We start from the raw sequence: 12,627 nt of genomic DNA, 5'->3' as shown, positions 1-12,627 counted from the left end.
GGATCAGGCCGCGCGCTTGGTCAGGGCGTCATACTCTAAGAGGTTGGCAACCAGGGCCTCGAACTGGCTCATGGGCACCATGTTCGGGCCATCAGACGGGGCATTGTCCGGGTCGGGGTGGGTTTCCATGAACACACAGGCGACCCCGATCGCAACGGCGGCGCGCGCCAGGACCGGGACGAATTCCCGCTGCCCACCGGACGAGCCGCCCAGGCCGCCCGGCTGCTGCACGCTGTGGGTGGCGTCGAACACGACCGGACAGCCGATCTCCTTCATGATCGGCAGGGAGCGCATGTCACTGACCAGGGTGTTGTAGCCGAACGATACGCCGCGCTCGCAGGCCATCACATTGGGATTGCCCGCCCCCGTCACCTTGGCGATGACGTTCTTCATGTCCCAGGGAGCCAGGAACTGGCCCTTCTTGATGTTGATCGCCCGACCGGTTGCGGCGGCGGCCAGCAGCAGGTCGGTCTGACGGCACAGGAAGGCCGGGATCTGGATCACGTCGACGGCTTCGGCGACCGGGGCGCAATGGCTGATCTCATGGACGTCGGTCAGGGTCGGCAGGCCGGTGACCTCGCGGATCTCCTGGAAGATCGGCAGGCTGTCATGCAGCCCGATGCCGCGCTGAGCGTTGGCAGACGTGCGGTTGGCCTTGTCGTAGGAGGTCTTGTAGATCAGGCCAACGCCGAGGCGTGCGGCCATCTCCTTCAGGGCATGGGCCGTTTCCAGGGCGTGCTGCCGACTTTCCATCTGGCAAGGGCCTGCGATGATCGACAGCCTCTCGCCATTGCCAATGCGAACGGGCGTACCGGTCGAGGTCTTGAGCTCGACGACGGCGTTTGGGGCTACGGCTTGGGGCTGACTCAAGGCAAGGCTTCCGGCGAGTGACGATTTCCGGTCAGACAGGTGGCCTCAGAAGCGGGATGGTGCAAGTGCGGATCGACATCGACGGCGACGGACCGGTCCTGGTGTGGCTTCGCAAGGACCTTCGACTGACTGACAATCCGGCCCTGAACGCGGCGGTTGCGACAGGCCGGCCCGTCATTCCGCTCTACATTCTGGATGAAACGCCGGGCATGCGCCCCATGGGTGCCGCGTCGCTGTGGTGGCTGGACAAGTCGCTCTGCGCCCTCGGCGTCGATATAGACCAACGCGGCGGGAGGTTGATCCTACGCCGCGGCGTTGCGGCCGAGGTTCTGGATGATCTGATCGCCGAGACCGGCGCGGCGGGCGTGGTCTGGAACCGACTCTATGACAAGTCCACCATCGACCGCGACACCGCGATCAAGGCTGACCTCCGCGCGCGAGGCATGGCCTGCAAGAGCTTCAATGCCAGCCTGCTCAATGAGCCATGGACCGTGAAGAATGGCTCCGGCGAAGGCTACAAGGTCTTCACCCCGTACTGGCGCGCAGCCCGCGAGCACATCGGCGATGTCCACGTCATGCCGGCACCCGTCGCCCTTCCGTCGCCCGCCGAATGGCCGTCCAGCGACAGTCTGTCCGACTGGGGCCTGCATCCGACAGGGCCCGACTGGTCGACCGGCTTCACAATGTGGTCGCCCGGCGAAGCGGGCGCGGCCGATCGTCTGGTGGCGTTCCTGAGCTCGAAAATCCAGAACTATGCTGACCAGCGCGACATCCCTGGCGTCGAGGTCACCTCGCTGCTGTCGCCCCATCTGCATTTCGGCGAGATCGGGCCCCGTCAAATCTGGGCCGCGACCCGGGCAGAGGTGGCGGCCGGCAACGTCCCCGCCGTCCAGGCGGACAAGTTCCTGTCGGAGGTCGGCTGGCGGGAGTTCAACCACGCCATCCTCTTCAACCGGCCAGACATCGTCACCGCCAGTTTCCGGCCCGAGTTCGACGCCTTTCCGTGGAACAGCGACGACGCAGCTTACCAGGCCTGGACCAGGGGCCAGACCGGCTATCCGATCGTCGATGCCGGCATGCGCGAACTCTGGGCCACGGGTTACATGCACAATCGGGTGCGAATGATTGTGGCCTCGTTCCTGATCAAGCACCTGCTCATTGACTGGCGAGAGGGCGAAGCCTGGTTCTGGGACACCCTGCTCGACGCCGATCTGGCCAACAATGTCGGCAACTGGCAGTGGACGGCGGGCAGCGGGGCTGACGCTGCACCCTACTTCCGGATCTTCAATCCCATCACCCAGGGCGAAAAGTTCGATCCCCGCGGGACCTATGTTCGCCGCTGGGTTCCGGAACTCAGGGCTCTGCCGGACGCTGTTATCCACAAGCCCTGGACGGCACCGACGCATCTCAACATCACCGCCCGGCGTATCTATGCCAGACCGATCGTTGATCACGCTGAGGCCCGGGCGCGGGCCCTGGCCGCCTACCATAGCCTGAAGTCTGGCTAGGGGGCCGATCCACGCCAACGGTCCCCAGAGCGTTTTTGCCAGGAGACTGCATGCGGACCGCCATGACCCTTCCCGAAGCCGCACTATGGCGAGATCCTGAGCTGAAAAGTGCGCCGGGAGCCTTCCGGGCCGTGGTTCGGATTGCCGCCGAGAACTGGGCGACGGGGTCCCTGATCTTCATCCTGCCCTCCGGCAAGCGGTTCGAGATCGCCGGCAGGGAGCCGGGCCCCCACGCGGTGATCCAGGTGCGCGACTACCGCTTTGTCCGTCGCGCCCTGGCCTCGGGCGATATCGGTTTTGCCGAAGGATTCATCGCCGGAGAATGGGATACGCCCGACCTCTCGACCGTGCTGGAAGCCTTCTCTTTGAACTTCGACCGGCTGCACGAGCTGGTCGAGGGCAATATCGTCATGCGTACGGCCAATGCGCTCTTTCACCTGTTCAACCGAAACGACCGCAGGGGATCCAGGAAGAACATCCATGCCCACTACGATCTGGGCAACGCCTTCTACGCCCGCTGGCTGGACGCCAGCATGACCTATTCCTCGGCGCTCTATGACAAGCCGGGCCAGTCTCTGGCCGAGGGGCAGACCGCCAAATATGCCGCCCTGGCCCGGACGATCGACCTGCAGCCGGGGCACAGCCTCCTGGAAATCGGCAGCGGCTGGGGCGGCTTTGCCGAATATGCCGCCAGGGAGATCGGGGCCCAGGTCACGGCCATCACCATCTCGCCGGCCCAGCACGACTTCGCCCGAAAGCGCCTGTTCGAGCAGGGCCTGGCCGAAAAGGCCGACATCCAGCTCATCGACTATCGGGACGTTCAGGGACAGTTCGATCGCGTGGCCTCGATCGAGATGTTCGAAGCCGTAGGTGAGGCCTACTGGCCCGCCTATTTCGGCAAGATCCATGACGTGCTGAGCCCGGGCGGACTTGCCGGCCTTCAGGTCATCACCATCCGTGACGACCTGTTCGAGCACTACCGAACCCAAACCGACTTCATTCAGCGCTACATCTTTCCGGGCGGCATGCTGCCCAGTGAGACGCGCCTGCAGACTGAGACCCGCCGTGCGGGCCTAGATTGGCGCGGAATCCATCGGTTTGGCCAGAACTACGCCGACACCCTGGCCGAGTGGGCCGAGCGCTTTGAATCCGCCTGGGATGAGATTGCCCGGCTCGGCTTCGACGAGCGCTTCCGCAGGCTGTGGAGATTCTATCTCAGCTATTGCGAAGCCGGCTTCCGTACCGAGCGGACCAATGTCATTCAGCTGGGGCTGAGCCGCACCTGAAAGGAACCGCCATGAGCCTGTACACCCTGGTGCTGGACTATCATGGCGGGACCTATATCTCGCAGTTCCGGGCCACAGGCCCCGTCGAGGCTGTTGCAGCCTGGTGCAAGGAACTCGAAGATAATCAACTTCTTGGAGAACCATCCTCAGACGTCGCACGCGGCATTCTGGAGGACGCGGTTGAGAACCGGCTGGTCGAGGTCGAGGACCTGCTCGGGGTCTGGTGCGCGGCGACCACGACCAGCGGTGCTCTGGCCTTGCTGAATGTCATTCAGACCCTGGATCCCACCTGACCGACTAGACGCCCATGGCCTGCCGGGTCGCCGCAGCCTTGGCGCGAAACGCCGTTCGCTCGGCTTCCGGCATTCTGGACAGGGTTTTCAGGGGCATCATCATCCGTCCCAGCCCCGCCAGCCGTGCCTCGTTGCGATCGAGAAAATCCCAGTACAAGGCGTTGAACGGACAGGCATTCTGCCCGTTACGATCCTTGACGTCGTAGCGACAGCCTTTGCAGTAGTCGCTCATGCGGTCGATATAGGCCCCGCTGGCGGCATAAGGCTTTGAACCGACAATGCCCCCATCGGCGAAGGTGGCCATGCCGCGGGTATTGGGCATCTCGACCCATTCGTAGGCGTCGGCAAACACGACCATGTACCAGTCATCGACCGCGTCGGGATGGACGCCCAGCAACATGGCCAGATTGCCGGTGACCATCAGCCGCTGGATATGGTGGGCATAGGCGTGATCCCGCGCGGCGCGGACGGCGTCGGCGACGCAGGCCATGTCGGTCTCGCCGGTCCAGTAGAACCACGGCAGCTTGCCCTGGGCGTCCAGGGCGTTGCGCAGGGCGTATTCCGGCATCTTCAGCCAGTAGACCCCGCGAACGAATTCCCGCCAGCCCAGGATCTGGCGGATGAAGCCCTCAACGGCATTGAGCGGTGCCTTGCCTTCCCGATAGGCCGCCTCGGCGCGCCTGCAAACCGTCAGCGGATTCAGCAGGCCGATATTGAGGGCCGGTGAGATCAGGCTGTGCCACAGGAACGGCCTCTGCCAGCTCATCGCATCCTGCCAGTCGCCAAAGCCCTGCAGCATATCGGCCATAAAGTGGTCGAGGATGGTGTTGGCTTCGTCTGGATTGGTCGGCCAGGCGAAGGTGTCGACCTGACCAAAGTGGGCGTCGAAGCCGTTGCCGACCATCGCCATCACCTCGCGCGTCGTCGGGTTGGGCGGGGTTCGCAGCCGCGCCGGTGGTCGCATGCCGGTTGGCAGCTTCTTGCGGTTGTCAGCGTCGAAATTCCACTGACCCCCCACCGGCTTGTCGCCATCCATCAGCAGACCTGTGGCGCGACGCATCTCACGATAGAAGTACTCCATCCGCAGTTCTTTTCGCCCCTCCGCCCAGGCAGCGAACCGGGCACGCGAGCAGAGGAATCGATCGTCTTCACGCGTCTCGATCGGGACCGACAGGGTCTGGGCCAGGGCCAGCAGATGGTCCTCGAGCCCCCACTTGCCGCAGGCCGTGCGGATCACGCGCCCCAGCGGCTCCTCGGCCAGGGCCCGGACGATCTCGCCGCTGATCGAGCGGGTATTGGCCGGGTCATCCAGCGCCACATAGCGGACCCGCACGCCCCGGCCCCTCAGGCGTTCGGCAAACTGGCGCATGGCCGACCAGACCAGGACGAGCTTCTGCTTGTGATGTTTCCAGGCCGTGGCTTCTGCGACAGACTCCGCCATCAGGACGAGGTCGCAAGCCGGATCCAGTCCCTCCAGGGCCGAAAGCTCGTCACTCAGCTGATCGCCCAGCACCAGCCGCAGCGCGCCCAAACCCGACTTCATTACGCCTTGTCCGTTCCTCGACCCGACCATCAGGAAATCTGGGCTTGCTTCGGGTCGCCGCGACACGATCTACCATGCTCACACGCCCCCGCAGCCCTCCAGCTTCACCGATCCGCACCCATGACCGCTAAAGCCAGCGTCTCCCCCAGTGTTCTGGACGCCATCGGCAATACGCCCCTGATCCGCCTGCATCGCGCAAGCGAGGCGACGGGCTGCGAAATCCTCGGCAAGGCCGAGTTCATGAACCCCGGCCAGTCGGTCAAGGACCGTGCGGCCCTGGGCATCATCCGCGATGCCGAAGCCAGGGGACTGCTCAAACCCGGCGGACGGATCGTCGAGGGCACGGCCGGCAATACCGGGATCGGCCTGGCCATGGTCGCCTCGGCCCTGGGCTACAAGACCACCATCGTCATCCCCCGCACCCAGAGCCAGGAGAAGAAGGACGCCATCCGGTTGCTCGGTGCCGAACTGGTCGAGGTGGACGCCGTTCCCTATTCAAACCCCGACAACTATGTCCGCTATTCCGGTCGCCTGGCTGAGGAACTTGCCGCGACCGAACCCAATGGCGTGATCTGGGCCAATCAGTTCGACAATGTCGCCAATCGCCAGGCGCATTACCTGACTACAGGCCCTGAAATCTTTGACCAGACAGAGGGTAAGGTCGATGGCTTCATCTGCGCCGTTGGGTCAGGCGGCACCCTGGCCGGGGTCGCAGCGGCCCTGCGCGAGCGCAAGCCCTCGGTGAAGATCGGTCTGGCTGATCCGCACGGGGCCTCGCTCTACAGCTGGTTCCGGGACGGCGAACTCAAGTCGGAAGGTACCTCGATCAGCGAGGGCATCGGCCAGGGCCGCGTCACTGCCAATCTCGAGGGCCTGGTCGTCGACCATCCTTTCCGGATCGGTGACGAGGACATGCTCAAGGTCATATTCGATCTCGTCGAGCATGAGGGCCTGTGCCTGGGCGGCTCGGCCGGGATCAATATCGCCGGCGCAATCGAACTGGCGCGGGTCATGGGTCCCGGCCACACCATTGTGACCATTCTTTGCGATCACGGCTCACGCTACCAGAGCAAGCTGTTCAATTCGGCCTTCCTGGCCGAGAGGGGTCTGCCAACGCCCGGCTGGATGTAATCCTGCTCGCTGCTTAAGGACGCTGGACCGCTTGCCCGGCAAGGCGGATACCGCGATCCTTGACGTTCCAGAACTCGGACGAGTCAGACCCCGAAAGGCGCAGCCATGATCCAGGACCCCCTCGTCTCGACGCAATGGCTCCGCGACCATCTCGACGCCCCCGACGTCCGCATTGTCGATGCCTCCTGGTTCATGCCGGGGACGCCGCGCGATCCGCAGGCCGAGTTCCTGCTGAACCACATCCCAGGTGCGGTCTTTTTCGATATCGACGAGATCTCGGACGAGACCTCGTCCCTGCCGCACATGCTGCCCAGTCCGATCAAGTTCGCCTCTCGGGTTCGCAAGCTGGGTCTGGGCGATGGATCGCGGATCGTCGTCTATGACAGCCTGGGCATCCTGCCGGCCGCCCGCGTCTGGTGGACATTCCGCGCCATGGGTCACGAGGACACCGTCGTGCTGGACGGCGGCTTGCCCAAATGGATCAGCGAGGGCCACCCCGTCGAGGATGGACCGGCCATGCCGCAGGAGCGCCACTTCACCTCACGCTATCAGGCCGACATCGTCCGCTCGGTCGAGCAGATGAAGCGCAATCTTGAGACCGGCCGTGAGCAGGTGATCGATGCGCGGCCGGCCGGCCGTTTTACGGGCGAGACACCAGAACCCCGCGCGGGTCTGCGCGGCGGCCATATTCCCGGTTCTCGCAATATTCCTTTGGGTGACATGCTGGCCCCGGACGGAACCATGCTGACTCCAGACAAGCTGGCCGCGGTCTTCGCCACAGCCGGTATCGACATCGGCAAGCCAATCGCCGCGACCTGCGGGTCGGGCATCACCGCCTCGGTCGTGGCCCTGGCCCTGGCGCGCCTAGGCCATCCGCGTGCGGCGGTCTACGACGGGTCGTGGACCGAATGGGGTGGACTGGCCGATACACCGGTCGTCACCGGCCCGGCCTGAAACCGCCTACGGCTTGGCGCGTCAGGCAACCCCGCCTAAACCACGCCCAGTTGCCGCGTCGCCCCGGAGCGCCCTGTTCATGGATGAAGAAACCCGCCTGATCCGCACCGGCGCGTCATCGACTGCCTCAGCCAAAACCGTCAACCCGTTGATCCAGCGCGGTTCAACGGTGCTGATGCCCGATGCGGCGTCGCTCTATGATGACGACCAGATCAACTACGGGATCACGGGCCTGGCCTCACCGGCCGCCCTGCAGACGGCCTTGGCCGAGCTGGAAGGCGCGTCGAACGTGACCCTCTATCCTTCGGGGCTTGCGGCGATCACCGGAGCGCTGCTCGCAGTTCTGAAGGCGGGTGACGAAATCCTCGTCGTCGACAGCGCCTACAAGCCGACCCGCCGGTTCTGCGACCGGCTGTTGGGCCGCTTCGGCGTCGCGACCACCTATTATGATCCTGCCCTGACATCCGATCAGCTTATGGCGCTGGCATCGGCCAGGACCCGGCTGATCCTGCTGGAAACGCCCGGCTCCCTGACTTTCGACATGCAGGATATCCCGGCTATTGCGGCGGCCGCCAAGGCACGTGGCATCCTGACCCTGATCGACAATACCTGGGCGGCAGGACTCTATTTCAAGCCCCTGACCCACGGCGTCACACTCAGTGTTCAGGCCCTGACGAAATATGTCGGCGGCCATTCGGACTGTTTCATGGGCTCGGTCTCGACCTGCGACCCGACCATCGCCAAGGCGCTGGACGACGCCATGTGGGATATCGGCTGGTCCGTGTCGGCGGACGACGCCTACACCATGTTGCGCGGCCTGCGCACCATGGCCACCCGCCTGCCCCGTCACCACGAAAACGGCCTTGCCGTCGCCCGATGGCTGCAACAACGGCCAGAGGTGGCGCGGGTGCTGCATCCCGCCCTGCCCGACGATCCAGGCCATGTGCTCTGGAAGCGCGACTTCACCGGCGCCTGCGGTCTGTTTGGCGTGGTGCTCAAACCGGCCCCAGAAAAGGCGGTCCACGCCTTCCTGAATGCCCTGCGCCTTTTCGGTCTCGGCTTTTCCTGGGGCGGATACGAGAGCCTGGCCATCCATTGCGATCCGCAATTGCACAGCCGCTCTTTCCCCGTCCAGATGGAAGGCCCATTGCTGCGCCTGCATATCGGTCTGGAAGCCCCGGCCGACCTCATCATCGATCTGGAGCGCGGGTTCGCCGCTCTGAACAGTCAGGCCTAAGTCCATGACCACCCATATCGCCCTGTTGCGCAGCGTCAGCCCTGGCGGTCAGAAGCCCATCGATGCAGAAACCTTCGCGGCCCTGCTGACGGACCTGGGCCTGCCCAATGCCCGGACCGTGAGTGGGGCCGGCAATCTGGTGTTCGACAGTCCGGACCGCACCGGTGCCGAGCTGCAGGCCTTTCTTGAAACCGAAATCCAGTCACGGCTGGGTCTTCGGACCGACGTCTATGTTCGCTCCGCCCAGGCCTGGGCCGCCATCATCTCGGCCAATCCGTTTGTCGAATTTGCCGAAAGTGATCCCGGGCTGCTGATGACCCTGTTTCTCAAGGATCCGCCGGACAAGAAGATCATCGGCGCCCTGCGCACCAAACTCTCGGAGGGCCAGCAACTCCGGGTCGAAAGCCGCCAGTTCTATGTCACCTATCCCACCGGGCTCGGCGGATCGAAGTTCGGCAACAGCACTGTCGAGAAGGCCCTGGCGACCCGGATCACCAGCCGCTCCTGGACGGTTGTTCAAGCCATCGGTGCGGATCTGGTCGGCGAGTCTGCCGATTTCGCTCCCGCCAGCAGCCAGTAGCCGACGGCAGCGGACAGCACAGACCCGCCCAGCACGCCGATCTTGACCTGATCCAGCAGGTGCGGGTCCGCGAAGGCCAGGTTGCCGATGAACAGGCTCATGGTGAAGCCGATGCCACAGAGCACCGCCACGCCATACAGTTGACGCACCGTCGCGTCCCGAGGCAGGTCGGCAAGGCCCAGCCGGATCACGGCCATGGCGGCCAGGAAGATGCCCGCTTGCTTGCCGAAGAACAGCCCGAGCGCCACACCGAGCGGAATTGGTGCCATGACCGTCGCCAGGGTCACGCCTGCAAAGTTGACGCCGGCATTGGCCAGCCCGAACAGCGGCACGATCCCAAAGGCGACCGGCTTGTGCAGCGCATGCTCAAGCTGGTGGAGCGGCGAATGCGGGTCATCGGGCCGCCCCCGTGAGGGACGCAGCGGTATGGTCATGGCCAGAACGACACCCGCCAGGGTGGCGTGAATGCCGGACTTCAGGACGCAGAGCCACAGGGCCAGGCCCAGCAGAAGGTAGAGCCACAGCAAGGTCACCTTGAACCGATTGAGGGCGATGAGTGCGACCGTGAAACCGCCGGCCAGGACCAGGGCCAGCACATTGAGCTGGTCGGTATAGAAAATGGCGATGATCAGGATCGCGACCAGATCATCCAGAATGGCAATGGCGGCCAGGAAGATCTTCAAGGACGCAGGCACCCGTGATCCCAGCAGTGACAGGACTCCCAGTGCAAAGGCGATATCGGTGGCCGCCGGGATCGCCCAGCCGCGAAGATGTTCGGGCGTCCCAAGATTGACCGCGCTGTAGATCAGGGCCGGCACCGCAACACCGCCCAGCGCCGCGACGCCGGGCAGGAGCAGGTGCGAAGGCTTGGACAACTGCCCGTCCAGCACCTCTCGCTTGATCTCCAGGCCGACCAAAAGGAAGAACACGGCCATCAGACCGTCATTGATCCAATGCGCGAGGCTTTCGCGCAGGGCCAGGCCGGCGATGGTTCCGCCGATCTCGAAATGCAGTACGGCGTTGTAGGCATTCGCCCAGGGTGAATTGGCGATAATCAAGGCCAGGGCGGCTGCGGCCATCAGCACATAGCCTCCCGCCGCTTCCTGGCGAAGAAACTCGCGCAAGGCTGAGACTGCGCGCTTTGAAAGTCTGGGCGTCGGGAGTCTGGGCGTCGGTTCAAATGCCACGGCGGCCTCCAAAAACATGGATCAAGCTGTCGTGGCGCCCGGTTATCGACGGACGCCGGACCGAATTCGCCAGGGGCGCGGCCTGGCCGCCTGCAGCGACCTGATATCTGCCGTCCAAATCGACCCAGCCGCCTTTCAGGTCAAGTGAAATCGGCCAGCTCCGATCGAAGTCGGGCGAAATGGTGAGAACGCCATACGCGCCCAGCGAGGCGATGCCGTTACGGAACCTCACGGCCGCATCAAGCCCGGCTTTCGCGCAATCCGATGAGGCCTCGCACCCAGCTTCGGGAAAGATTTGACCTCGGACACGGCTCGGCACAGAATTTCCACAGCGTCAGATTCCCAAAGGATCGGATCGCGACGCAAGCGCCCCAGATCGTGGGCCACTGGGGAGAAGAGCCTTGGATAGACGTCAGTTCCTTGCCGCCTGCGGAATCGGTGCCGGCGGCGTCCTCCTGCCGGGCTTCGGTCAGGCCATCGCTGCGGAACAGCTGGTCGGAACCCTCGATGTCGCGATCAAGAAGCGCCTGGCCGACGCGGCCATGAGTGCCGCGACGGCGGCCGGGGCCAGCTATTGCGATGTTCGCATCGGCCGCTATCTGCGCCAGTTCATCGTCACCCGTGAGGCCAATGTCCAGGCTGTGACCAATACCGAGTCCAGCGGGGTAGGCGTCCGCGTCATCGCTGACGGGGCCTGGGGCTTTGCCGCCACCAACAACATGTCGGCGGAATCGATCGCCCAGACCGCTCGCCTGGCGACCGCGATCGCCAAGGCCAATGCCAAGAGTCAGACCGCGCCCGTGCGCCTGGCGCCGACCAAGGGCGTCGGCGAGGTCAAATGGGCCACCCCCATCCGCCGCAATGGCATGGAGGTGTCGCTCCAGGAGAAGGTCGACCTGCTGATGCGGGTCAATGGCGCTGCCCTGAAGGCCGGTGCAAGCTTCGTCAATTCGAGCCTGTTCCTGATCAACGAGCAGAAGTACTTCGCCAGCACGGATGGCTCCTACATCGATCAGGACGTCCATCGCATCTGGGCCCCCTTAACGGTAACCGCCATCGACAAGGCCAGCGGCAAGTTCCGTTCGCGCGAGGGCCTCTCGGCCCCCATGGGTCTGGGCTACGAGTATCTGGACCCGAAAGCCGAGGACAAGAGCCTCTCGCCAAATGGCCTGATCAGCTACGGCAAGTCCTATGACATGGTCGAGGATGCCCAGGCCGCCGCCGTCCAGGCCCGTGAAAAACTGACGGCCAAGTCCGTCAAGCCCGGCCGCTATGATCTGGTGCTGGACCCCAACCACCTGGGTCTTACGATCCACGAGTCGATCGGCCACCCGCTCGAACTGGACCGTGTTCTCGGCTACGAGGCCAACTTTGCCGGCACCAGCTTTGCAACCCTCGACAAGCGCGAACAGCGCTTCCAGTACGGCAATGAGATCGTCAACGTCGTCGCCGACAAGCTCCAGCCCGGCAGCCTCGGCGCGGTCGGCTATGATGACGAAGGCATTCGTACCAAGAGCTGGCCCCTGATCCAGGATGGCAAGCTGGTCGACTATCAGGCGACCCGCGACCAGGCCCACATCCTGGGCAAAACCGAATCCGACGGCTGCTCCTATGCCGACTCCTGGTCGACGGTGCAGTTCCAGCGCATGCCCAATGTCTCGCTGCAGCCGGGCAAGAAGAAGATGAGCCTGGACGACATGATTTCGGGTGTCGAGGACGGGATCTACATCCTGGGCCGCGGCTCGTTCTCGATCGACCAGCAGCGCTACAATGCCCAGTTCGGCGGAACGCTGTTCTACGAAATCAAGAACGGCAAGATTACCCAGCCGCTCGAAGACGTTGCCTATCAGATGCGCACGCCCGAGTTCTGGAACGCCTGCTCGGCGATCTGCGACGAGCGCGACTATCGCCTGTTTGGCTCCTTCTTTGATGGGAAGGGTCAGCCCAGCCAGGTTTCGGCTGTGAGCCACGGTTCGTCGACCACCCGGTTCGACGACATCAATGTCATCAATACCGCGCGCTCGCTCGGTTGATCGGA

At 64.2% G+C, this 12,627-nt stretch carries 11 protein-coding genes; 8 read left to right on the top strand and 3 right to left on the bottom strand.

What is annotated here, in order from left to right:
- Positions 1 to 3 precede the first annotated feature (3 nt).
- On the bottom strand, positions 4 to 870 hold the full coding sequence (kdsA, locus tag ACW17U_RS06710; RefSeq protein ID WP_062146765.1) for a 3-deoxy-8-phosphooctulonate synthase: 867 nt from the start codon (positions 868 to 870) through the stop codon (positions 4 to 6).
- 59 nt (positions 871 to 929) lie between these two features.
- On the opposite strand from kdsA, the gene ACW17U_RS06705 reads away from it, so the two are divergent.
- The 3 genes from ACW17U_RS06705 to ACW17U_RS06695 are packed head-to-tail and all read left to right on the top strand — an operon-like array spanning position 930 to position 3,957.
- Positions 930 to 2,378 (top strand): cryptochrome/photolyase family protein, encoded by a 1,449-nt coding sequence (locus ACW17U_RS06705; protein WP_492055703.1) that lies wholly within the window; start codon positions 930 to 932, stop codon positions 2,376 to 2,378.
- A gap of 50 nt (positions 2,379 to 2,428) precedes the next feature.
- Positions 2,429 to 3,664, top strand: a complete 1,236-nt coding sequence (locus tag ACW17U_RS06700) for a class I SAM-dependent methyltransferase (protein ID WP_492055307.1) — start codon at positions 2,429 to 2,431, stop codon at positions 3,662 to 3,664.
- Positions 3,665 to 3,675: 11 nt separating this feature from the next.
- Positions 3,676 to 3,957: a hypothetical protein gene (locus ACW17U_RS06695; protein ID WP_062146767.1), complete on the top strand. Its 282-nt coding sequence runs from the start codon at positions 3,676 to 3,678 to the stop codon at positions 3,955 to 3,957.
- Positions 3,958 to 3,961: 4 nt separating this feature from the next.
- Here the strand turns inward: ACW17U_RS06695 and ACW17U_RS06690 are convergent, their stop codons facing one another.
- A complete protein-coding gene (locus ACW17U_RS06690; RefSeq protein WP_492055306.1) occupies positions 3,962 to 5,500 on the bottom strand; it encodes a cryptochrome/photolyase family protein in 1,539 nt (512 codons plus the stop codon).
- A 120-nt stretch (positions 5,501 to 5,620) separates the two neighbouring features.
- Between ACW17U_RS06690 and ACW17U_RS06685 the strand changes: the two genes are divergently transcribed.
- The 4 genes from ACW17U_RS06685 to ACW17U_RS06670 all read left to right on the top strand — a co-directional run bounded on the left by ACW17U_RS06685 (position 5,621) and on the right by ACW17U_RS06670 (position 9,402).
- Positions 5,621 to 6,631, top strand: coding sequence for a cysteine synthase A (locus ACW17U_RS06685; protein ID WP_492055305.1), 1,011 nt, complete (start codon positions 5,621 to 5,623; stop codon positions 6,629 to 6,631).
- 105 nt (positions 6,632 to 6,736) lie between these two features.
- Positions 6,737 to 7,585 carry a 3-mercaptopyruvate sulfurtransferase gene (gene sseA, locus ACW17U_RS06680; RefSeq protein ID WP_492055304.1) on the top strand — a complete coding sequence of 283 codons (849 nt, stop codon included), beginning with the start codon at positions 6,737 to 6,739 and terminating at the stop codon, positions 7,583 to 7,585.
- A 79-nt stretch (positions 7,586 to 7,664) separates the two neighbouring features.
- Complete coding sequence (gene metC, locus ACW17U_RS06675; protein WP_492055303.1) at positions 7,665 to 8,822, top strand: cystathionine beta-lyase; 1,158 nt, start codon at positions 7,665 to 7,667, stop codon at positions 8,820 to 8,822.
- A 4-nt stretch (positions 8,823 to 8,826) separates the two neighbouring features.
- Positions 8,827 to 9,402: a DUF1697 domain-containing protein gene (locus ACW17U_RS06670; protein ID WP_492055302.1), complete on the top strand. Its 576-nt coding sequence runs from the start codon at positions 8,827 to 8,829 to the stop codon at positions 9,400 to 9,402.
- On the opposite strand, the gene nhaA is transcribed toward ACW17U_RS06670, so the two are convergent.
- A complete protein-coding gene (gene nhaA / locus ACW17U_RS06665) occupies positions 9,339 to 10,526 on the bottom strand; it encodes a Na+/H+ antiporter NhaA (RefSeq protein ID WP_492055301.1) in 1,188 nt (395 codons plus the stop codon). The two genes, ACW17U_RS06670 and nhaA, sit on opposite strands and share 64 nt — an antisense overlap.
- Positions 10,527 to 10,990: 464 nt before the next feature.
- Here nhaA and ACW17U_RS06660 point away from each other — a divergent pair, with 464 nt between their 5' ends.
- Positions 10,991 to 12,622 carry a TldD/PmbA family protein gene (locus tag ACW17U_RS06660; protein WP_492055300.1) on the top strand — a complete coding sequence of 544 codons (1,632 nt, stop codon included), beginning with the start codon at positions 10,991 to 10,993 and terminating at the stop codon, positions 12,620 to 12,622.
- Positions 12,623 to 12,627 lie beyond the last annotated feature (5 nt).

This window comes from Caulobacter sp. AVps16, from assembly GCF_058681455.1.
Note: the sequence above shows the minus strand (reverse complement) of the source record. Positions and strands in the feature narration are given on the sequence as shown.

Excerpts from the sequence above, each read along its gene's own strand:
- sseA (WP_492055304.1), top strand. The coding sequence starts at position 6,737 with ATGATCCAGGACCCCCTCGTCTCGACGCAATGGCTCCGCGACCATCTC.
- ACW17U_RS06670 (WP_492055302.1), top strand. The coding sequence starts at position 8,827 with ATGACCACCCATATCGCCCTGTTGCGCAGCGTCAGCCCTGGCGGTCAG.
- ACW17U_RS06690 (WP_492055306.1), bottom strand. The coding sequence starts at position 5,500 with ATGAAGTCGGGTTTGGGCGCGCTGCGGCTGGTGCTGGGCGATCAGCTG.
- ACW17U_RS06685 (WP_492055305.1), top strand. The coding sequence starts at position 5,621 with ATGACCGCTAAAGCCAGCGTCTCCCCCAGTGTTCTGGACGCCATCGGC.
- ACW17U_RS06695 (WP_062146767.1), top strand. The coding sequence starts at position 3,676 with ATGAGCCTGTACACCCTGGTGCTGGACTATCATGGCGGGACCTATATC.
- ACW17U_RS06700 (WP_492055307.1), top strand. The coding sequence starts at position 2,429 with ATGCGGACCGCCATGACCCTTCCCGAAGCCGCACTATGGCGAGATCCT.
- metC (WP_492055303.1), top strand. The coding sequence starts at position 7,665 with ATGGATGAAGAAACCCGCCTGATCCGCACCGGCGCGTCATCGACTGCC.